This window comes from Rheinheimera aquimaris, from assembly GCF_020531985.1.
Taxonomy (GTDB): Bacteria; Pseudomonadota; Gammaproteobacteria; order Enterobacterales; family Alteromonadaceae; genus Alishewanella; species Alishewanella aquimaris.
Genome location: NZ_JAJAVQ010000007.1, coordinates 58,689 through 78,917, shown reverse-complemented (window position 1 = coordinate 78,917; position 20,229 = coordinate 58,689). Strand labels below are relative to the sequence as shown.

Below are 20,229 nucleotides of genomic sequence, written 5' to 3'. Positions count from 1 at the left end.
GTTACTTGCCATTAAATAACAGTCTGAGAATTTTATTAGGTGCAATCAAATATTTGTGTATCGCCAGTGTCAGAGCCAGTGTTAGGCCGACAATCAGACAAAATCCAACTAAAGGGGGCAAGCCAGCATTGATCAGCAGCAGCCCTAAGCCAATAACAATTACATGATGAAACAGATAAACACTGTAAGACGCTTCTGACAGGAAACGCCAGTATTGATGGCTGCGTGTTACAGCAAGATTAAACAGGCTGAAACATAAAGCTACACATATCCAGCGGATCAATAAATCGCTGTAAAGTGTCAGAACCTGCCAGATACTTCCGGTGCCTTGCCGGGTCATATAATTGGCAATGCACAGCAAAATCAGTACTGCAGTGTCATAAATCAGGTTCAGGTTGCTAAACTGCCTGAGCCAGCCCGCGTTGCTGTATAACATCAGGCCAAACACAAAGAATGGCAAGTTATACAGCACCTCATACAAATCGGTGATCCCCAGCCAGCTGTGATACATCGGCAGGCCAAGCCTGTTAAGTGTTACCAGTACCAGACCGTACAGCGGCAGCAACGCAATAAATAGCGGTAAAGGCAACCACTTTACGGCAGCGTTATTCAGGTATCGGCCCAGTTGTCGCACAGGCGCAATGCTGTACGCGAGGCTTAGCAAAACAACAAAAATAAATAAATCGAGTAAAAACCAAAGATGCTGCACCCAGCCGCCGCTTAGCAGGTAGCTTGTTACATCTTCAGTGATCCAGCCAAAATGGTGCAGCAATATTGCTTGCAACACGTTGAGGCTGAGCGCGCAGACCAGCAGTGGCAGCAGTATCCGCTTAACACGTGAGCGCAGAAAATACGCATTGCCGTAGCGGATAACGAACATGGCACAGAAAAAACCGGATACCACCAAAAATGCCGGCATGCGGAAAGTGGAAATTGCCTTGATTAGATAATTAAAAAACGGGTGATGTTCCGGTGCATATACCAGCCATACCTGGCTGGGGTTGTACAAATGTGCGGTGTGAAGCACTATGCCCAACATCATCAGTACTGAACGCATCACATCGAGATAATCTATCCGTTTGTTGCTGCCTTGCATTGTAAAATCACTCCATGAAGAAAACGCCGGTACCCTTCGCCGGTCAGATGTATACCGTCTGCGCTGAAATCCACCCGCTGCAGGTTATCAGCGTAATAGTGCAGCTGTGGCTGCAATGTAGCATAAGCCTGTAATTTTGCATTAACTTCGTCAAATGCAAGCCAGTACTGTTGCCGCGCCGGGCTGTGTTTTATCGCCAGGATATGAATGTGCGCAGCAGGGTACTGCAGCATTAATTGCTTAAGCAGTGCCATATACTCAGCCGAAACCTGCTGTGCTTCCTTAGATTGCGCTAAGTCGTTTTCGCCGGCATAAAGCAAAATATGCTGTGGATTATGCTGTACCGGCGTCCAGCTAAGGTAGCGCACGATATCGGCCAACTGACTGTTACCGATAGCGCGGTTAAGCCAGTTGCCACAGTGGTTAAATGTGGTGGTATCCAGCCGCGCCAGTGTTGAGCTGCCCAGTAGCAGATTGGCAGAGGTTGCGCCGGCAATTTGCATATCATCGGCGATATGCAGCAGTACAAGCCGGGTGGGGCGGTTCAGGCTATGCCAAGTGATAAAGGTTGCCACCAGCAGCAAGACGGTGCCAGCTAAAGTGCGTAGTAACGGTTTTCTCATAGCAACACATAAAAAACAAAAGGGCAGTGTAACCTGCCCTTATGATGACTTCAGTAGGTCTGATTAATAAAAACTGATTTTGAAATCAACACCGAAGGTACGGGGTTCGTTAACAAAACCGGTCAGGTTACTGAAATCGATAGCGCCTTTCAGGTTGTCTTCATCCGTGATGTTACGGCCAAACACACCCACCTCGTAGTTATTCTCATAATTGATATAAGCTACACGCAAGCCGGCTTCGTAATTGTTGTTTGACTTAAATTCAGCCGATTCGTACAGGAACAGGTTTGTTTTACCCTGCAACTGATAGTCACCGTAAACATAGATTTCACCACTGTCGATAGGGAAATCGTAACGGGCGTTCAGTGTCAGAATAGTTTCTGGTGCCTGTGGGAACGGGTTACCGTCAATCAACGCTAAGTTTTGTGCGTTGCGTGGGTCCAGAACAGTACACAAGCCAGAACCACAAGGTGCAACCGTCAGGTTATCATCCTGCAATTCGGTTTTGTTGTAACTGAAACCACCACCGACACTCAGGTTCGCCAGTACACGGTAATCAAAGTCGAACTCGAAACCGTAACCCACGCCTTTGTCAGCATTGATCAGCTGGTTGCCCTGCGTTTCACCACCGATTGCTGATAACTGAATATCGTCAATAACGTAGTAGAATACAGCGCCATTTAACCGTAGCGTATTATCCAGCAGGTCAGACTTAGCACCAATTTCATACGACATGATAGTTTCTGAGTCAGCTACGGACGGTGGCGCTTCAAACGCGACATCGCGGCCCTGGATAGACTGGGCGCGGAAACCGTCAGCTACCCGGGCAAACAGGCTGGTTTTGTCTGTCAGGCGGTAGTTCGCGCTTAACTCCCAGCTGATGTTGTCATCTGTGACTTTGATCGGCTCATAGTTCTGGATCTGGGCAACGCCAATCACCAGCGCAAAACCGTCTACGTTCTGCTGACCCACAGAGAAGGTTTTTTCATCGTCGGTATAACGGATACCGGCGGTAACATCCAGCTTATCACTCAGCTTATAAGATGTTTGGCCAAACAGCGCCCAACTGGTATTACCGTGGAATACTTCAGTGGCACCGAAGAAACCATCAATACTGTTTACACCGAAGGCGGAATCAAAGTAAAAACCACCTACCTGCCAGCTTAACGGGCCGCTGGTATCACTGGCTAAACGGATTTCCTGTGTCAGTTGCTCCAGATCGCGCAGTTGGTCTTCTGTTACGGCGTTATCCGGGTTTGCCGGGCCCGCTTCTGCCGGGTTACCCCCATCGATATCACCGATACCGCCACCGTCTGCCCGCTCAATAGCTGAAATACTGGTCAGCGTCATGCCATCCAGAGCAAAGTCAAACTTCAGTGACGCACCCCAGGAGTCATAGCTTTGCTTGTTACGGCCTGGTGCATCATAGGCCACCGTATCGCGGTCGTAGTTGTCGTTCAGGTTGTCGCTACCCGGCGTTAAGATATTCTTACGGAACAAACTGGAAGTGCCGTCATAGTTACGTGAATGCACATTCAGTAATACATCAACGTCGGTGGTCTCGTATAAAAATTGCAAGCGGCCAGCACGTTCGTTGTAGCCACCCATCACATCGCTTTCGCCGGTAAAGCTGTTATCTACCCAGTCGCTTCTGTGCTGTGACAGTAATGATACCCGTGCCGACAACTCATCGGTTAAACCACCCCCAACAGCGCCTTCAAAGTTCAGCATACCCAGGGTGCCGGCGGTAGATTTTATATAGGCATCAAAATCCTGACGTGGTTTTACACTGTCAAACTTGATAATACCCGCAGTCGTGTTACGGCCGAACAGTGTGCCTTGTGGGCCGCGGATCACTTCAACCTGTTGCACGTCAAATAACGGCGTGCTTTTTAGAATCACGTTTTCCATTACCACGTCATCCATCACGATGGACACTGGCTGTGATGCCGCTAAGTCAAAGTCGGTGTTGCCCAGGCCTCGGATATAAAACCGCGGTGCGGCGCGGCCGTTAGAGGTTTCCGCGTATAAACCCGGCACCTTTATCGCCAGTGCTGTAATGTCGTCACCGGAAGAAAAAATCGCATCAAATTTCTCGCCGGATAAGGTGGCAATAGAAATAGGGACTTCCTGAATACTCTGGCTGCGCTTTTGCGCGGTAACGGTAATGGTTTCCAGTTCCTGCTGCTTTGCATTCTGATCTTTGTCACTTTCCTGCGCTAGCAGCACCGGAGAAAGACCAATAGCCGCACTAAACAGGCTGGCCTGAACAGCCACTGACAACGCTGACTTGGTAAATGGTTTCATTAAGGTGAACCTTTCATTGATAATTTACGAGGGTGTATGTGTTATGTAACGGTTAGTTTGCTGGAGTGACCACAGCAAACCGTTACGGATTAACGTTGGCTAATATAGCAGTTCGTCGCGAAAAATGCTCAACTTAGCGTAGTTTTGCGGTTAGTTTGTCAGCAGGGTGAGCCAAAGCAGTGTAGGCTCGTATGCACAAATTTAAAATAACGGGAGCCCTATGCGTAGTGTGATGTTACTGCTGTTCTGTTTCAGTTGCTTTGCGCCGCTTTGGGCTGCGACAACCGGCTGGCAGACGGCGAAACATTTGCAGGCTGAATTGGTCAGTGAATACCAACAGGTACAGCCCGGACAAACGCTGCAGCTGGCGCTGCACTTTGTGCCCGACGAGCACTGGCACACCTACTGGCAAAACCCCGGTGATTCTGGTTTACCGACACAGTTAAGCTGGACATTACCGGAAGGGGTTAGCGCCGGTGCAATTAAGTGGCCCACTCCACAGGCGATTGCAGTACCGCCTTTGGTGAATTACGGTTTCGAAGGCCAGACCATTTTACTGTCAGATCTGACTGTTGCTTCCGACTATCAGGCCGACACGTTGCCGATAAGCTTAAAAGTGGATTGGCTGGTATGCGAAGAGGTATGTATTCCGGCTGAAGCAGAGTTTAGCCTGGTATTGCCGGTAGCTGCCAAGGCTGTGTTGGCTGAAGACGCTGTCAGTTTGTTTCAGCAGGCGCAGCAGCAATTGCCGTATCCGATTAATGTGTCAGGGCAGTTTGACGTATCTGGCGGCGCCTTTTCAGCGGTGCTGGATATACCAACAATACAGCCCATTAGTGCTTTTTTCGTCGCCGCGACCGAATTGGTAGACCATGCCGCACCACAGCAGGTTACGCTGAACGGCGAGCAGTTACTGCTGCAGCAGCCGCTAAATACCTATTTTTCTGTCGCGCCACAGCAACTGGACATCGTACTGATAACTACCGCTAACAAGGCCTATAGCGTGCAACTGCAGCAGACACGCAGTGCTGGTACAGAAATTCTGATCACCCAGGGGCAGCAAGACCCGACAGCCTTGTGGCTAATACTTCTGCTGGCTGGCGCCGGCGGCGTTTTACTAAACTTAATGCCTTGCGTGTTCCCGGTGTTGTCGTTAAAGGCGCTCAGTATTGCGGGTCATGGTCAGGTACGCCGGCAACAACAGCTGCAGGCGTTATGGTACAGCCTGGGTGTGGTGATGAGCTTTGTCATGCTGGCAATACTGTTAATTGTACTGCGCAGTGCCGGTGCCGCAGTGGGTTGGGGTTTTCAGCTGCAAAACCCGTATCTGGTGGCATTGCTGGTATACCTGTTGTTTGCGCTGGGGCTAAGTTTATCGGGTGTGGTGCAGTTTGGCCTTGGTCTGATGAACACCGGTAGTGCTGTGGCAGACAGCGGTGGTAGCAGAGGCGCATTTTTTACCGGTGTACTGGCAGTGGTTGTGGCAAGCCCGTGTACAGCGCCTTTTATGGGCACGGCACTAGGCTATGCCGTCAGCCAGGAAGCGGCTATAGCATTGCTGATATTTGCTGCACTGGGTTTTGGTATGGCATTACCGTTTCTGTTGTTGGCATTGGTACCGGGGTTTTCCCGTGTGCTGCCTAAGCCCGGTGTCTGGATGGATACGCTGAAGCAATGGCTGGCGTACCCGCTGTATTTAAGTGCGGTCTGGCTGCTTTGGGTATATGGCCGTCAAAGTGGTGTTGATGCTCAGGCGATGTTGCTGATTGGCGTAGTATGCATTGCGGCGGCATGCTGGTTGTGGGGGCGGCGCCAGTTATCCCTGGCCGGTAATGGCAGTGTCATGCTGGCAGCGGTATTGCTGCTGTTGGCCTTAGCGCTGCCGGGGTTCGCCCCGTATCAGCAGCGCAACCCGACTGATACTGCCACAGCAGACCAGTCCTGGCAAAGCTGGTCTGCTGATACGCTGAGCGAACTGCGTCAGCAAGGTAAACCGGTACTGGTGAATATGACGGCCGACTGGTGTATCACCTGTCTGGTAAATGAGCGGGTAGCACTGAGCAGCGACAGCACCAAAGCGGCGCTGGCGCTTTACGATGTAACTTATCTGAAAGGCGACTGGACGTTGCGTGATGCAGCTATTACCGAATATCTGCGTTTGTATCAGCGCGATGGTGTACCGCTGTACGTACTGTATTGGCCAGGGCAGCAGCCTGAAGTGCTGCCGCAAATTTTAACCCCTGATACGGTACCGCAAACGCTGGCGCGGTTAAGCCGGCAACCCTGAACCTTAGTAAAAATTGACAGCTTACAGGAGACAAAAAAGATGAAATTACGTCATTTGGTACTAGCCGCTTCGGCTGCTGTGTTGTCGCTGGGCTTGACGGCTGCGCCGCAGATTGGAGCGCCGGCACCGGATTTTACGGTGGTTGATTCCAAAGGCAGTAGCCATAGTTTGCGCGACTTTGCCGGTAAAACGGTGGTGCTGGAATGGACCAATCACGATTGTCCGTTTGTGAAAAAGCACTATCAGGGCAATATGCAGGCGCTGCAACAAGAGATGACGGCGCAGGATGTGGTCTGGCTCAGTGTGATCTCGTCTGCGCCCGGTAAGCAGGGCCACGTTTCACCCTCAGAAGCTGACGATCTGACAGCCAGCCGCAATGCTGCACCAACAGCTGTAGTGTTTGATGAGTCTGGTGTGGTAGGGCAAGCATACGCTGCAAAAACCACACCGCATATGTATGTGATAGATAAAGCCGGCGTACTGCAATATATGGGGGGTATCGACAGCATACCCTCGGCGAAGGTCGAGGATATTGCTACCGCTACGCCCCTGTTTGCCAATGCAGCTAAAGCGGTGCTTGCTGGCGAGGCGCCTAATCCTGCAATCAGCAAACCCTATGGTTGCAGCGTGAAGTACTAAATACCAGTCGCGAGTGACACAACAGCAAGGTATATCGCTGTTGTGTCTTCATGCGATGAATAATAACTGATATACAGCGTATCACCCCGCAGCACCATACCGGCATAGCTGCAGTCACCGCCGGACGGTAATACCAGCGCTTGCGTTAGCTGGCCGGTTTTTCTGTCTAACCAGCACAGGCTGGTGCGGACCTCGTTATCGTATAACCTGACACAACACAGTAGCCGGCCATCAGGCAACTGCAGCCACTGCGGCCCGCCGATACGGCAACCAATGTCCTGCCAATGCCAATCGGTATAAGGCGGCTGGCTCTGGCCGAACAAGCCATGCTCCGGGTCGCGCCGCAGCAGACACAGCATAGTGCCAGAGCTGTTAAACAACAGGCCGCTCTCATTGGCATAGCTACCGCTGTAAATATCGGCCACAGCACTGAAGTTGCATTGGTCTGCACTATGGTACAGCCGGACAAAGTGAGGTTTGCCGATTTTATAGCCCAGTGCATAAAGGTTTTTGTGTTGCCATGCCATACGCCACAGCCAGATATTGTGCTCACCTACCGCTGTCGCAGCAGACCAATTAACGCCATCTTCTGACTGCCATATATAAGATTGATGGCTGTAACGGCTGCGGTCATGCAGGGCGCCTGCCCCCAGCAATAACAGCTTGCTGTCTGGTGTCTGGCTAAATTTTGCATCCCGCAAATCGGCGGCATTGTCTTGTATCAGGGCCACACTGTGCCAGTTAATGGCATCTGCCGAGCGCAGAATACGTAGTGCACCATCGCCGGATACATGAGTGCTGCCCTCGCGACAGACACACCATAAGGCGCCTTTGAAGTCGATCAGATCAGTAAAAGCGTTATGCGGGGCTTGTTGCCAGATGCGGTTTACTTGTTGTAATTGCAGCATCATTGTCTCCGGTTTGCCTGAGCAGACTACAACCATAGCTTGCCCGGCTTGCTATTTCAGCTGCTCCTGCGCTGCCGGCAGGAAAATTGGCGTAAATAATCGGCAAATTCTGTCAGCGGCATTGCCCTGGCAAAATGCCAGCCCTGGCCCAGCTCAATACCCAGCGAACGGAGCAGGCTGGCCTGCGCCAGATTTTCAATGCCTTCTGCAACGATGCGATAGTTCAGTAACCTAGCGATATCACGGATCTTTGGTATTAATGTGGATTTAATGCTGTCGGCTTCCATGTCCTGAATAAAGCTTTTATCAATTTTCAGATAGTCAGCATTTAATGAACGTAGTCCGGCCAGGTTGGAATAGCCGGTGCCAAAGTCATCAATCGACAGCAGTAAGCCTGCCGCTTTCAGTGAAGCCAGGTGTAGCTTAGAGCTGTTAAAGCTCAGTTCTTGCTGCTCGGTAATTTCCAATACCAGTTTGATCTTACGCTGCTGCACTTCAGGCAATTGCAACAACTGCAGGATCCTGCCACTGGCAATATCCTGCGGATAAACGTTCAGTGACAAATAAAATTGCTCAGATAAGCCCGGTACTGTGCTCAAACCGCTAAGTGCCTGCTGCGCGATAAAGCAGGTAAACTGGCTGCTCAGACCAAGCTTACTCAGCATCGGAATAAACTGCAGGGGGCTCAGTTGACCAAGTGGGTCCTGATAGCGGGCCAGTACTTCACAGCCGGTAACCTGATTTTGCTCTAAATCGATAATAGGTTGAAATACCACTGAAAAATGGCCGTGCTTTAAGCCCTTGCTTACCCGGTAGCGCAGGCTATGACGGCGCACGGCCAGCTGACGCCAGCCAAACCAGGCCAGAACACTCAGGGCCAGCAGTGCCAGCATGACAACAGTGCTTTGCAGCGGATAGTTTCGCAGTAACAAAATAAAGCTGAATTGCTGCGCCAGACAAAAGCGGGAATAGGCAGAGCACTGGTGGTAGTAATAATACGGCCACTGCAGGGCCGCAAAGGTTTCTGGTTTGGCGCTCTGATAAATCCCGCGGTTGCCACTGGTATGAGCCACGGCTATACCGGCAATATTAACCAACTGCCAGCGCACATCCTGTCTCGGTGGCAGGGTGTCGATATCGCTGACGATGCTGACGCTGTAATGGTGCTGGCGTACGACGGTGCCGGTGATTCGCTGGCTGATATCGCCCAGTGGCTGGTGCAGCCAGATACTGCTGTTACGCACAGAATAAAAGCTTGGGTCTTCACTTACCGGGTATTGGCTGAGCTTGCCGGCGCTGGCCGAGCAGATAGCATCATTGCCGTTGTAGTAGGTAATATCGCGGATATAACGTGTCCCTAGCAGCAATTGCCGCATTGCGGCCAGATCGGCCGCACTGCAACGCTGTGCTGGCATAGCATTTAGCTGATCCAGGGTGTGCTGGGTTTCTGTGGCGATGTCGTCGACGCGGCGTAAGTATTCCTGTGCACTTTGTTGCAGACTAAAATGCACCGAACTGCTAACGGCTAAACTTAACAAAGCTGCGAGTATACAGGCAGTTAGCACCGCCACAGCAGCAGCGAAATATTTGTGATAAACCCAGAGCGCCAAATGTACCTCTATAACCAACGGCAGCCATGCCTTTGCAGCCTACAGCGCGCAGCAGCGTGGGTACAGCACGAAAGTGTAACCAACTGTTCACAGTCGCTTTAACTGTGCGCATTGTCCATCAGTGGGTAAAGCGACACTCTGTTGCAGTTTCTTTAATTTTTATTTCAGGTGGCGCAGTAACGTCAGTACCTGGTCAATATTGCTTAGCTCACGGCGTTGTATAATCAGTTCACGGCCGAGCTGTAACGCTTTACGCTCACTTTTGGCGCGCAGGTCGCTGTCACTGATGCTGTCAAGGTCAGCCACATGAGCCAGGCCGACTGTGCGGCGGATCAGTTCGCAGCCAGCATAGCCTAAAGCATCGGCAAATATCTGTTGTAAAAAATGTTGCTGATAGCGACTATTTTGCAGGCTGGGCTCGCGGCATTCAGTCTCCATCAGCTGTTTAAACTGCTGCGAAAACTGTTGCCACAGCAGGCTGATTTGCTGCTGTAGATAGTCCTGATGTTGCTGGCGTGTATCGTCATCAGCCGTTAAGCCAAAGTGGCCTAGGTAGTTGAGCAACAAATTGCCCACCAGGCTGCCAACGTCGAAGCCAATAGGGCCGTAAAAACCAAACTCAGCGTCAATCAGCTTACAGTTTTCGTCATTGATAAAAATACTGCCACTGTGCACATCGCCATGCAGTAATGCCTGTGGTTTAGATAAAAAATCGGCTTTTAATTGCGCGACTTCTGCCTGCAGTGCTTCGTCATGCCACAGCTGCTGGGCATCGCTGTTAATCGCGGTGTGAATGTTATTGCGCTCGTGGTTGCAGTACGGATCAGTAAAAAACAGATCTTCAGTAATCAGGCAAAGTTCTGGGTTTAAAAAGCGGCCAACCTGCTGCTTTTTATTCGGCCCGGTCAGCGCGAAATCACTGGTGAAATACAGTGTCTGTGCCAGATAACTGGCCAACTGCGGAGCCAGATGCGCAAACTGCTTGCCGCTTATCAGCTCGGTGCGCAAAATGCGGTAATCTTTTAAGTCTTCCATCAGAATAGCAGCCTGCTCAGCGTCATAGTGCAGCACTTCTACGGTGTGATCCGGGCACAGTTTACGGTGTTTTAGCAATACTTCGGCTTCAATCCGGGCGCGATCTATCGTCAACGGCCAGCTTTCACCGACACAGCGGGCGTAAGGCAGAGCCTGCTTGACAATCAGACTGGTGCCTTTGTCGTTACTGACCCGGAAGACCAGATTCAGGTTACCGTCGCCAAACTCCTCGCAACTTAACTTGCTGTGATCGCCAAATAAGCCACTATGCTCGTCGGCAAAGCGCATAGCGTCATCAGTGGTGAAGGTGCGGTATTCGGCCATAGCGTCGGTTCCATACTTGTGTTGAAAAAAGCAGGGCTGCATAATCGCAAACCTTATAGACGTCTGCAACGCCAAACAGGAATAAGCTATGAAAAACTTAACCTCTCTCAGCCTGAAAACCGTGCAGGGCGAATTATTTGTACTGGATCAAACCTTATTACCGCAGCGCCAGCTGTGGTTACTGTGTCAAACCGTACCTGCTATGGTGGCGATGATTAAAGCGCTGCAACTGCGCGGTGCCCCCGCCATTGGCATAGGTGCTTGCCTGTTACTGGCATACCGGGCCAGTGTTGGCGACAGCCGCGAACAGCTGTTGCTGGATGCTGAGGTGCTGCGTGCTGCGCGGCCAACCGCCGTTAATCTGATGAACAATCTCGATACTATGATAGCTGCGCTGGCGCAGGATGATTACAAAGCGGCTGCTATCGCCTGTGCTGAACAGTTATTCGCTGAAGATGTAGCACTATGTCAGCGTATGGCTGAACATGGCGCGGCGCTGGTACAACAGGGCGAGCAGCTGCTGACACACTGTAATACCGGCGGCCTGGCAACAGCCGGGGTTGGTACGGCACTAGGTGTGATTAATCTGGCGCATCAGCAGGGCAAAAATATCCGCCTGTGGGTGGATGAAACCCGGCCGCTATTGCAGGGAGGGCGGCTAACTGCCTGGGAATGCCAGCAGTTAGGCATTCCGTACCAGCTTATTTGCGACAATATGGCCGCTATGCTGATGGCTCGTGGCCAGGTCGACCGTATTTTTGTTGGCTCTGACCGCATTGCTGCCAATGGTGACTTTGCCAATAAAGTGGGCACTTATTCATTGGCGGTGTTGGCGCATTATCATCAGGTACCTTTTTACGTGGTCGCGCCGCATACCACGGTTGATTTAGCCTGTGCCGACGGCAGTGCTATCCCGATTGAACAGCGCGATGCCAATGAAGTGCGCGGTGTCAGCGGTGCCTTTGGCAGTGCCATCTGGGCGCCGGAGCAGGCTAGTGTATTTAACCCGGCATTTGATGTCACACCAGCAGAATTAGTGACCGGTTGGGTGCTGGATACCGGCGTTTACTCGCAAGCAGATATTGCAATGGGGATATTACAGCGGGTTATCCGCAAGTAAGTGCTTTAAGCGGTGTATGGTATCAACACCGCAGACATGATTTTTTCAGCCTCAAGTGCTGTCAAATCTGACAGTTATTTTTGAAAGCCTCACTTCATACAATCAACTTGCTATGTACGCTTCTTATTTTGAGTTGAACAGGCTGTTAGTGTGGGCATGGCACCGCATAGACACATAGGTAGAATTGAGATGTTGAAGTCAAAGGTATGGAGTGCAGAAAGAGAACAAGGTCTTGTTTGGTTCTGTATTAAAAAAGGCGTGCTGTCGTGGGGACTACTCCTATTTTGTAGCGTTTTTCTGGGCAGGCACATCGTAGATATAGTTCTTTATGAGGTTGACTGGTCTAAATTGGTTTCTGACTTGAAGCTTGGACTTCCTTTATGTTCAGTGCTTGGTTTCACATTTGGTTACTTGTTATGGAAGAAAAATGAAAAAGATTTCTCAAAACCATAGGAATAATCCTCCTTGCTGAGTTTTTATCGCTTTAGTTTTTATTGCTAATACTGAAGATTAATTATAGAAATTCAGTTGGGTGTAACAGAATAAGTATTGGCTTTCATACTTTATCGTCGGTTTAGAGAGATGTCCTAGTATGGCTGCCAGTTGAGGGATGTAGCTTCATCTGACAATAGCTTACAAAGTAATATTGAGATGTGTATAAAAAAACAGAGTTACACCGGGGAGTAGTAACTCTGTGATACACACGGGGGAGTGTAATAGTCGAAGCAGTGAACAGGCGCTTACTCTGTTTACTACCGGGTACTGCTATCAGACAAGGTGCAGGCGCTTACTCTGCACTAAGCTGATTTCAGTATCAGCAGTGCTTATTCTGCCGATACCATAGCTACATCTAAACCGCTGTTTGCTTTGTTCAGAGCTAACTCTAAACGCTGCAGGTTGTGCAGGTTAACATCGCTGCGGTTTAATTCCGCTGCGCGGCTGAAATCGGCCAGGGCAGCAAGGTTGTTGTTCTGCAGTAAACGCAGAACGCCACGGTTAGTCAGGGCATAGGCACGCATTTCACGTTTTTCGCCGCTGCTGACGTAATGAAACTGCTGTGCAGCTGAAACGGCACTGTCACAGGCTGTTTCTGCTTGTTGCAGTTTGCCGCTTTTAGTGAAGCCAACGCACAGGCTCATCTGGCGTGAGAAGTTATCTACTTCTGCACTGTTGCTGGCTAAGGTTTCAGTAATACCCTGGTCGAACTGGCCGGCCTGTAAAGCCGCTACGCCAGGTGTATCTTCAATTAGTACCATTTTATAGCCATTGGTGTTGGCTGATGCGAGAAATGAACCCGAGGCCATCAGCATCAACGCCAAAGAACTGCCTAACTTAATTGATCTCGCTTTCATAGTGTGTTGCTCCCAATTTCCCATCCAAGCAGCCGCTGTCGGTCTGCAGGAGTAATTTTGAGCAAAAGCACTAGAACTGACAAACGATAAAAAAAAACCTGACAAGTGAAAAAAATTCACCTGTCAGGCGCTACAGTTTGTCATGCAAGTGTCGCTAAGGGGTTGCTGCTCTTTAGCAAGAAGCTTTGCAGCACCCAGTCGATCAGCAATTGTATCTCGTCCCGGGCCGGGTCATTGTCGTGGCGCACCAGATAGTAACGGTCGCGGCTGAGCAGTTCCTGCTCGAACAGGCGTTGCAGGCTACCGTTGGTAAACCAGCCATTGCTGATCGGCAGCGGGATTAGTGCTACGCCGAGACCCTGCTGGGCAGCGCGGGCAACACTGAACATACTGTCCAACTGGATAATTTGCTTCGGCTGAAAATTATGGTAACCAACATGCTCTGCCCATTGGTGCCAGGCATGAGGTCTGGCTTGATGCAGGATCAACGGCACCTGTTCCAGTACGCGGTAGCCTTTGCTGTGCCATTTATGGTACTGCTGCGTATTGCAAGCGGGCACATAGCTGATAGGGAACAAATCGTATGCAACGATTTCAGTCGGTGTTTTGCCGGATAAGATAATCGATAAATCAGTATATTTTGGACTTTCACGCCGCGATTTTACTGTTTCCAGCTTCAGGTTAATGTTCGGGTATTGCTCTGACCAGCCAATTAAGCGCGGGACAAACAGCTCGCTGGCAAAAAACTCCGGCATGGAAATACTGACTTCCAGCATGCGCTGTGCCTGACTGAACTCGCCGATAGTCATCGCCAGCTGGTGCATCAAGGGTTCTATCGCCTGATAAAACCTTTTACCGGTTTCTGTCAGAACAATAGCGCGGGTTTGGCGTTCAAATAACTGCAGGTTGAGGTTATCCTCCAGCTGTTTTATCTGGTGACTGACTGCTGAAGGTGTCAGGTACAGCCTTTTCGCAGTTTCTTTGAAACTTAAACAGTCCGCTGCGACGCAAAAACAACGCAGGCCGCGCATGGGTGTATGCATTGGCATTATATAGCACTCAGTCTCATGTATTAGCCGCTGGTTTTAGTCGACAAATATTGCATTATCATTAACAACGCTGAATTGATGCTTAACACTTTATAAATGAAGCAGCTGCATAAAATGCACCAAAGCTGATATGGCTATAAGCTTGCGGCTTATAGCAGGCTTATCATCAGCGATTGCATCATTTTGGCGCAGACATGCCTTAAAAAGTATCAGTTAAGGCGGATTTTGCCAGTTAACAGCGATGTTGCGGGTATGGATGGCATTGTTTCAGGCCAGCAACGGAAAACGGCTGGCGATGCTGCTGCCGGTAAAGTCAGCTACCCAACCTGCCGGATCATTAAACAGGCGGATAGCGGTAAATTCCGGCTCGCTGCCCATATCGAACCAGTGTGTGGTGCCGGCCGGCACGCTGATCAGGTCGTTCTGCTGACACAGTACCTGATACACCTTACCGTTAATATGCAGGCAGAATAAGCCCTGGCCACGGACAAAAAACCGCACTTCATCTTCACTGTGGGTATGTTCTGCCAGAAATCTCTGTCGCAGTGCGGCTTTTTCCGGATGGCTGCTACTGAGCGATACCACATCAACGGTGACATAGCCGCGCTCGGTTTTCAGTTTATCGATATCGCTGGCATACGCCTGTAAAATTTGCTCCTGGCTGCTTTGTGCATCAATCGGTGCTGTTGCCTGCCAGCGTTCAAAGCGGATACCAGCCTGCTGCAACTGTTGCACAATGGCTGCGACATCGCTGCTGGCAAACAGCGGTTGAGACGGCTCATCAGCGCTGAATATAGTTAAATAACTCATCTTTACTCCGCAACCTGGTAAAAATCGGCGGCCGTTTTATGCTTTGCAGCCGGTTGCCGTTCCCGGATCAACTGTACTGTGTCAATACCCAGCTGTGCTGCAGCATCAAGCTCGGCGGTAACATCAGATAAAAACAGCACTTGCTTTGGCGGCAGCTGTAACTTTTGCAAAATGGCCGCGTAAGAGGAAATATCGCGTTTTGCACCGATACGGGTGTCAAAATAGCCACTGAATAATGGCGTTAAATCACCGGCATCACTGTACTGAAACAACAGTTGTTGTGCCTGAACAGAGCCGGAACTGTACACGTAGAGTTTAACCCCCTTACTGTGCCAGTGCTGCAGCTGCCTGACGGCATCATCGTATACGTGGCCGGTAAAGGCACCTGTCTGGTAGCCATGTTGCCATACCATGCCCTGCAGTGCTTTGAGTGGTGTGACTTTCTCGTCAGCGGCTATCCATTGTAATAATTGGTGACTGATCTGCTCTATACTGGCATCACTTTGTTGCATCAGCGTACGGCATGCCTGCAGCTGAGCGGCGACGTCCGGATTATGCTGCTGTGTCTGGATAAACGCCGGCAATTCGCGTGCTGCATAAGGAAACAACACCTCGGTGACAAAACTGATACGGCTGGTGGTGCCTTCAATATCGGTAACAATAGCGGAATACTTCACGGTTTACCTTGCTAGTTTTAACCTTTCCAGTTCGCAGTTTATAAGAAATTCCCAGCCTTCTAAATGCCTTTTTGCCTCGTCGAGGCTGCGCCCCCAGACATAGAGGCCATGACCTCGTACCAGCAAGCCCCAGTTCAGTGGTTGTTGCTGCCAGCGCTGGCGAACCTGAGCTGCCAGAGTAGGAATGTGTTGCGTATTGTCAAACACAGCCAAAGGGCAGGGGCAATCGTGGCTAGTGTTGCCACTGATGGCTTTTTGCATTTCATAGCCGTTGAACAGGTAGCTATCTTCGGCTATCAGCCGTGAAAATACCGTAGCTTGTGCAGAGTGGGTATGCAATACGGCCTTAATTTGGCCATCTAACTGGTAAAGCTGCGCATGTAACGCTGTTTCGGCTGATGGCTTGCCGGGGCAGCTAAGCTCTCCGCCTTGCCAGCTGACTGGCAGCAAATCCTGTGGGCTAAGCTCACCTTTATCTTTACCCGATGCGGTAACCAAAGCACTGTGCTCTGAGCTTCTTATAGAAAAGTTTCCGCCGGTGGCTGGTACCCAATGACGGCTGGCGATCCAGCGACCTAAAGCGCACAGCGCTATAGCGTTAGGATTAAGCTGATGCAGCTGGGCTGTATTATTCATGTTATCTGAACCTGGTTGCTAAACGTTTAAGCGTTTAGATGTCTATACATAAAACGGGCTAAATGATAGCATTCAAGCCGGTTTTCGCAACTTTTTCTTGCCGCTATGACATTGCACAGCAAACTGCCAAAGGTGGGTACCACCATTTTTAGCCAGATATCTCAATTGGCTGCCAGGCACCAGGCCATTAACTTATCTCAGGGTTTTCCGGATTTTCCGGCAGATGCACTGCTACTGGATAAACTGGCTGAATATAGCCGGCAGGGTCTGAACCAGTACGCGCCTATGCCTGGTATTGCTGAGCTGCGTGAACAAATCGCCATGCTGATACAGCGCTGCTACCAGCGCGATGTCAGTGCGGAGCTGGATGTCACCGTTACCAGTGGCGCAACGGAAGCACTGTTTGTTGCCATCAGCGCTGTGGTGCAAGCCGGAGATGAAGTGATTGTGTTTGACCCGGCATATGACAGCTATGAGCCGGCAATTAACCTGTGCGGCGCTACCGCTGTGCACATTGCGCTGCAGGCGCCGGGCTATCGTATCGACTGGCAGCAGGTGGCAAAATCGATCACTGCACGTACTAAACTCATTATTGTTAACAGCCCGCATAATCCAACCGGCATGGTGTTTAGCCAAGCCGACTGGCTGGCGCTGCAACAGCTGGTGCTGCAGCATAATTTGTATTGCATCAGCGATGAAGTGTACGAGCATATGGTATTTGACGGTGCAGCTCAGCTCAGCGCGCATTGCCTGCCTGAGTTGGCGCAGCGTAGTTTTATCGTATCGTCTTTTGGTAAAACCTTTCATGTCACCGGCTGGAAACTTGGTTACTGTGTCGCGCCGGCGGCTTTAACTGCAGAGTTTCGTAAACTGCATCAGTATGTAACGTTTTCCAGTTTTACGCCTGCACAGTACGCTGTGGCGGCGATGCTTAAGCAGCGACCACAGCAGGTCGTTGGGCTGGGCGCATTTTATCAGCGTAAGCGTGACAGTTTCGCCGGGCTACTGCAGCACAGCCGTTTTAAGCTGTTACCTTGTCAGGGTACCTACTTTCTACTGGCAGATTACAGCGCTATCAGTGACATGGATGATGTGCAGTTTTGTCAGTGGCTGACCACAGAACACAAAGTGGCCGCTATTCCGCTGTCAGTGTTTTATCAGTCGCCGCCAAATGCCCGGATTATCCGGTTTTGTTTTGCTAAACAAGACAGCACACTGCAGGCTGCTGCGGAGCTGTTATGTCAGATTTAAACAATACAGCGCAGGTGATGCCATTGCGGGTTGCCCTCATACAAACTGAGCTGGTGTGGCAGGATGCACCGGCAAACCGACAGCAGCTGGCCGCAAGGATTGCGGCTTGTGCTGGCGCCGGCCTGATTGTGCTGCCGGAGATGTTTACCACAGGTTTTTCTATGCAAAGCGATGCAATCGCGGAACCGGAAGGCGATACTCTGGCGTGGCTGATACAACAGGCGGCATTGAGCGGTGCGGCGCTATGCGGGTCTGTGGCAACTCGCAGTGGTGATGATTGTGTAAACCGCTGCTATTTTGTGACGCCACAGGGGCAGGTGAGTCGCTATGACAAAAAGCATTTATTTCGGATGGCGGGCGAGCATCAGGCATACCGCGCCGGCACTGAACGTGTTGTCGTGCATTATCTTGGCTGGCGGATATTACTGCAGGTTTGTTACGACCTGCGTTTCCCGGTATTCAGCCGCAGCCGCAATGATTATGACATAGCGCTCTATGTGGCAAACTGGCCAGCAGCCCGCTCGCATGCGTGGCGCACGTTATTGCAGGCAAGAGCGATAGAAAATCAGGCCTTTGTGCTGGGCTGCAACCGGGTAGGTACTGATGGCAATGCGGTAGCTTATAGCGGCGACAGCCTGATTGTTGATTATCTGGGGCAGCCTGTTGCGGATGTTAGCCGTGGTGAGGACAGTGTGCTGCGCGCTGAGCTGGACTATGTAAAGCTGCTACAATACCGGCAGCAGTTTCCGGCTATGCTGGATGCTGATGCCTTTATACTGCCTGCTCCTGAGGATTGTTAATGTCGCGTTTTCAACCAACTGCAGCTATTTTCAGTGGTTTCTTCTTACTGGGTAACCTGATTATTTTATGGGGCATGCTGCTGCCTGATATGGCGCAGTCGTTGCAGATGGCGCCGGTGATCAGTGGTATGTTCTTCAGCCTGATGTCTGCAGGTACTATCGTCGGTGCTGTTATCGGTGGTAAATATGTACAGAAGTTTAACTTTCTGCATTTATTCGCCAGCCTGGCGCTGGCGGAAGCAGTGCTGCTGGGTTTGTTATCTTTTGTCAGCCATTGGCAGCTGTTACTGCCGCTGATTGTGTTGGTTGGCATGACATATTCTGTGATGTTCACGATCGGCCACACGCTGATCGCCCGCCTATATGCAGACAGGCGGGCGGCGATGATGGGCCTGATGGATTTTATGTTTAGCCTGGGTACGCTAACGGCGCCACTGTGGGTAGTCGTGTTGTACTGGTATGTCGCCGACTGGCGCTGGCCGGTTAGGCTGATTGCCCTGGCAATGGTGTTAATGGCAGCGTACAGCTGGCGGCTGGGTGCACACAAAGTGGTGCAGCATCATGCCGCCGGCAGCAAAGGTAAAAGCCTGTCATACACTGCAGTGCTCAGAAAGCCGGTGTTTGTTATTCTGCTGCTGGCGATGATTGGGTACGGCGCAGCAGAGTGGGGCCAGGGCAACTGGTTTGTCAGTTACGCGGTAAATGGCGCCGGTTATAGCACAGAAGATGCACGTTTACTGCTGGCCTGGTTTACCGGCGGTATGGTGCTGAGCCGTTTGGGGTTTGCCCTGTTATTGCGCTGGCTGAGTGCACCGGCGTTAATGCGCATTTTGTCCGGTTGTGCGCTGGGCGGCGCCCTGATGTTGATTCTGGCACACAGTTATCCGGCGCTGGTGCTCGGCAACTTTGCGCTTGGTATCGGTATTGGTGGCTTGTTTCCGCTGTTATTGTCTACAGCAATGGATCTGGATGCCGACAATGGCCCTGTATTGTCCGGGCTGGCTAATATTGGAACCTCAGTGGGCTTTCAGTTTGCCGGCTTGGTTACCGGTTTTTGGGCGCAGCAGGCAGGCATTTTGCAAGCCTTCATGATGGTGCCACTGGCCTGTGGCTGGTTACTGGTGATGATTTGGCTGTTCGCGGCAAAGCAACCATAACCGGGTATCGAGCTCCAACTGATGATAAGCTGGTTCCATATGCTGACACAGCTGATAAAACGCTTTGTTATGTTGTTTCTCTTTAAAATGTGCCAGTTCATGCACCACTATCATCCGCAGAAAGTCAGCTGGTGCCTGCTTAAACAGCGCAGCGATGCTGATGCTGTTATGGGCTTTTAATTTGTTGCCCTGCACCCGGGACTGAAAGGTATGCATACCCAGCGCCTGCTGCAACACATTCAGTTTGCTGTCATACCTTACCGACGCCAGCTGTGCCGAATGGCGCATAAACTGATTTTTCAGCTCGCAAATGTAGCTGTACAAGGCTTTGTCACTTTGCACCTGATGTAGCTGAGGATATTTCTGGCGGATATAATTCTCGAGCTGGCCAGTTTGCAGTAGAGTCTCTGCCTGTTGCTGAATGGCGGCTGGGTATCCGGCCAGATATTTTACCGACTGCATGCAAAGGTCCTCATTAATATTAAGCCAGCATTATACGATGCCCGATGGATAACGTCATACTACCTGCTGCCGGGCTTGACCCGGAA

At 50.8% G+C, this 20,229-nt stretch carries 18 protein-coding genes; 6 read left to right on the top strand and 12 right to left on the bottom strand.

Annotated elements, in window-relative coordinates; all coding sequences use genetic code 11:
- Position 1: 1 nt before the first annotated feature.
- The 3 genes from LHL18_RS18685 to LHL18_RS18675 form a co-directional block, all read right to left on the bottom strand.
- Positions 2 to 1,096: an acyltransferase family protein gene (locus LHL18_RS18685; protein ID WP_226768215.1), complete on the bottom strand. Its 1,095-nt coding sequence runs from the start codon at positions 1,094 to 1,096 to the stop codon at positions 2 to 4.
- Entirely contained in the window at positions 1,072 to 1,719 is a 648-nt protein-coding gene (locus LHL18_RS18680; RefSeq protein WP_134058833.1) for a GDSL-type esterase/lipase family protein, read from the bottom strand. The genes LHL18_RS18685 and LHL18_RS18680 overlap by 25 nt, the downstream gene beginning before the upstream one ends.
- A 63-nt stretch (positions 1,720 to 1,782) precedes the next feature.
- The gene (locus LHL18_RS18675; RefSeq protein ID WP_226768214.1) at positions 1,783 to 4,026 is read right to left on the bottom strand and encodes a TonB-dependent receptor; all 2,244 of its coding nucleotides are present in this window, start codon (positions 4,024 to 4,026) and stop codon (positions 1,783 to 1,785) included.
- 220 nt (positions 4,027 to 4,246) lie between these two features.
- Between LHL18_RS18675 and LHL18_RS18670 the strand changes: the two genes are divergently transcribed.
- Together LHL18_RS18670 and LHL18_RS18665 are read left to right on the top strand one after the other, a co-directional pair.
- Entirely contained in the window at positions 4,247 to 6,313 is a 2,067-nt protein-coding gene (locus LHL18_RS18670; protein ID WP_226768213.1) for a protein-disulfide reductase DsbD family protein, read from the top strand.
- A gap of 39 nt (positions 6,314 to 6,352) precedes the next feature.
- Positions 6,353 to 6,952 carry a redoxin domain-containing protein gene (locus tag LHL18_RS18665; RefSeq protein ID WP_226768212.1) on the top strand — a complete coding sequence of 200 codons (600 nt, stop codon included), beginning with the start codon at positions 6,353 to 6,355 and terminating at the stop codon, positions 6,950 to 6,952.
- Here the strand turns inward: LHL18_RS18665 and LHL18_RS18660 are convergent.
- The 3 genes from LHL18_RS18660 to mtnK all read right to left on the bottom strand — a co-directional run bounded on the left by LHL18_RS18660 (position 6,949) and on the right by mtnK (position 10,829).
- The gene (locus tag LHL18_RS18660) at positions 6,949 to 7,863 is read right to left on the bottom strand and encodes an exo-alpha-sialidase (protein WP_226768211.1); all 915 of its coding nucleotides are present in this window, start codon (positions 7,861 to 7,863) and stop codon (positions 6,949 to 6,951) included. The two genes, LHL18_RS18665 and LHL18_RS18660, sit on opposite strands and share 4 nt — an antisense overlap.
- Before the next feature lie 53 nt (positions 7,864 to 7,916).
- Positions 7,917 to 9,470 (bottom strand): EAL domain-containing protein, encoded by a 1,554-nt coding sequence (locus tag LHL18_RS18655; RefSeq protein ID WP_226768210.1) that lies wholly within the window; start codon positions 9,468 to 9,470, stop codon positions 7,917 to 7,919.
- A gap of 159 nt (positions 9,471 to 9,629) precedes the next feature.
- On the bottom strand, positions 9,630 to 10,829 hold the full coding sequence (gene mtnK, locus LHL18_RS18650) for an S-methyl-5-thioribose kinase (protein WP_134058816.1): 1,200 nt from the start codon (positions 10,827 to 10,829) through the stop codon (positions 9,630 to 9,632).
- Between the two features lie 88 nt (positions 10,830 to 10,917).
- On the opposite strand from mtnK, the gene mtnA reads away from it, so the two are divergent.
- Entirely contained in the window at positions 10,918 to 11,949 is a 1,032-nt protein-coding gene (mtnA, locus tag LHL18_RS18645) for an S-methyl-5-thioribose-1-phosphate isomerase (protein WP_226768209.1), read from the top strand.
- Positions 11,950 to 12,773: 824 nt separating this feature from the next.
- Here mtnA and LHL18_RS18640 read toward each other — a convergent pair.
- From LHL18_RS18640 to LHL18_RS18620, 5 genes are all read right to left on the bottom strand, one after another.
- Positions 12,774 to 13,301, bottom strand: a complete 528-nt coding sequence (locus tag LHL18_RS18640; RefSeq protein ID WP_134058809.1) for a tetratricopeptide repeat protein — start codon at positions 13,299 to 13,301, stop codon at positions 12,774 to 12,776.
- A 140-nt stretch (positions 13,302 to 13,441) separates the two neighbouring features.
- Positions 13,442 to 14,350: a LysR family transcriptional regulator gene (locus tag LHL18_RS18635; RefSeq protein ID WP_134058806.1), complete on the bottom strand. Its 909-nt coding sequence runs from the start codon at positions 14,348 to 14,350 to the stop codon at positions 13,442 to 13,444.
- Positions 14,351 to 14,617: 267 nt separating this feature from the next.
- On the bottom strand, positions 14,618 to 15,160 hold the full coding sequence (locus LHL18_RS18630; protein ID WP_226768208.1) for a 1,2-dihydroxy-3-keto-5-methylthiopentene dioxygenase: 543 nt from the start codon (positions 15,158 to 15,160) through the stop codon (positions 14,618 to 14,620).
- A gap of 2 nt (positions 15,161 to 15,162) precedes the next feature.
- Positions 15,163 to 15,837, bottom strand: a complete 675-nt coding sequence (gene mtnC / locus LHL18_RS18625; RefSeq protein ID WP_226768207.1) for an acireductone synthase — start codon at positions 15,835 to 15,837, stop codon at positions 15,163 to 15,165.
- Between the two features lie 3 nt (positions 15,838 to 15,840).
- On the bottom strand, positions 15,841 to 16,473 hold the full coding sequence (locus LHL18_RS18620; RefSeq protein WP_134058796.1) for a methylthioribulose 1-phosphate dehydratase: 633 nt from the start codon (positions 16,471 to 16,473) through the stop codon (positions 15,841 to 15,843).
- A gap of 132 nt (positions 16,474 to 16,605) precedes the next feature.
- Between LHL18_RS18620 and LHL18_RS18615 the strand changes: the two genes are divergently transcribed.
- The 3 genes from LHL18_RS18615 to LHL18_RS18605 are packed head-to-tail and all read left to right on the top strand — an operon-like array spanning position 16,606 to position 19,681.
- Entirely contained in the window at positions 16,606 to 17,724 is a 1,119-nt protein-coding gene (locus LHL18_RS18615) for a methionine aminotransferase (protein WP_343835485.1), read from the top strand.
- Positions 17,712 to 18,524 (top strand): amidohydrolase, encoded by an 813-nt coding sequence (locus LHL18_RS18610; protein ID WP_226768205.1) that lies wholly within the window; start codon positions 17,712 to 17,714, stop codon positions 18,522 to 18,524. The genes LHL18_RS18615 and LHL18_RS18610 overlap by 13 nt, the downstream gene beginning before the upstream one ends.
- Positions 18,524 to 19,681: an MFS transporter gene (locus LHL18_RS18605; RefSeq protein WP_226768204.1), complete on the top strand. Its 1,158-nt coding sequence runs from the start codon at positions 18,524 to 18,526 to the stop codon at positions 19,679 to 19,681. The genes LHL18_RS18610 and LHL18_RS18605 overlap by 1 nt, the downstream gene beginning before the upstream one ends.
- Here the strand turns inward: LHL18_RS18605 and LHL18_RS18600 are convergent.
- The gene (locus LHL18_RS18600; protein ID WP_226768203.1) at positions 19,640 to 20,143 is read right to left on the bottom strand and encodes a YgjP-like metallopeptidase domain-containing protein; all 504 of its coding nucleotides are present in this window, start codon (positions 20,141 to 20,143) and stop codon (positions 19,640 to 19,642) included. The two genes, LHL18_RS18605 and LHL18_RS18600, sit on opposite strands and share 42 nt — an antisense overlap.
- Positions 20,144 to 20,229: the final 86 nt, after the last annotated feature.

Bases quoted from the DNA above. Each gene is read 5' to 3' on its own strand.
- LHL18_RS18600 (WP_226768203.1), bottom strand. From the start codon at position 20,143: ATGCAGTCGGTAAAATATCTGGCCGGATACCCAGCCGCCATTCAGCAA.
- mtnK (WP_134058816.1), bottom strand. From the start codon at position 10,829: ATGGCCGAATACCGCACCTTCACCACTGATGACGCTATGCGCTTTGCC.
- LHL18_RS18630 (WP_226768208.1), bottom strand. From the start codon at position 15,160: ATGAGTTATTTAACTATATTCAGCGCTGATGAGCCGTCTCAACCGCTG.
- LHL18_RS18660 (WP_226768211.1), bottom strand. From the start codon at position 7,863: ATGATGCTGCAATTACAACAAGTAAACCGCATCTGGCAACAAGCCCCG.
- LHL18_RS18635 (WP_134058806.1), bottom strand. From the start codon at position 14,350: ATGCCAATGCATACACCCATGCGCGGCCTGCGTTGTTTTTGCGTCGCA.
- LHL18_RS18675 (WP_226768214.1), bottom strand. From the start codon at position 4,026: ATGAAACCATTTACCAAGTCAGCGTTGTCAGTGGCTGTTCAGGCCAGC.
- LHL18_RS18680 (WP_134058833.1), bottom strand. From the start codon at position 1,719: ATGAGAAAACCGTTACTACGCACTTTAGCTGGCACCGTCTTGCTGCTG.
- LHL18_RS18620 (WP_134058796.1), bottom strand. From the start codon at position 16,473: ATGAATAATACAGCCCAGCTGCATCAGCTTAATCCTAACGCTATAGCG.
- LHL18_RS18665 (WP_226768212.1), top strand. From the start codon at position 6,353: ATGAAATTACGTCATTTGGTACTAGCCGCTTCGGCTGCTGTGTTGTCG.
- LHL18_RS18610 (WP_226768205.1), top strand. From the start codon at position 17,712: ATGTCAGATTTAAACAATACAGCGCAGGTGATGCCATTGCGGGTTGCC.
- LHL18_RS18685 (WP_226768215.1), bottom strand. From the start codon at position 1,096: ATGCAAGGCAGCAACAAACGGATAGATTATCTCGATGTGATGCGTTCA.
- LHL18_RS18640 (WP_134058809.1), bottom strand. From the start codon at position 13,301: ATGAAAGCGAGATCAATTAAGTTAGGCAGTTCTTTGGCGTTGATGCTG.
- LHL18_RS18605 (WP_226768204.1), top strand. From the start codon at position 18,524: ATGTCGCGTTTTCAACCAACTGCAGCTATTTTCAGTGGTTTCTTCTTA.
- LHL18_RS18670 (WP_226768213.1), top strand. From the start codon at position 4,247: ATGCGTAGTGTGATGTTACTGCTGTTCTGTTTCAGTTGCTTTGCGCCG.
- mtnA (WP_226768209.1), top strand. From the start codon at position 10,918: ATGAAAAACTTAACCTCTCTCAGCCTGAAAACCGTGCAGGGCGAATTA.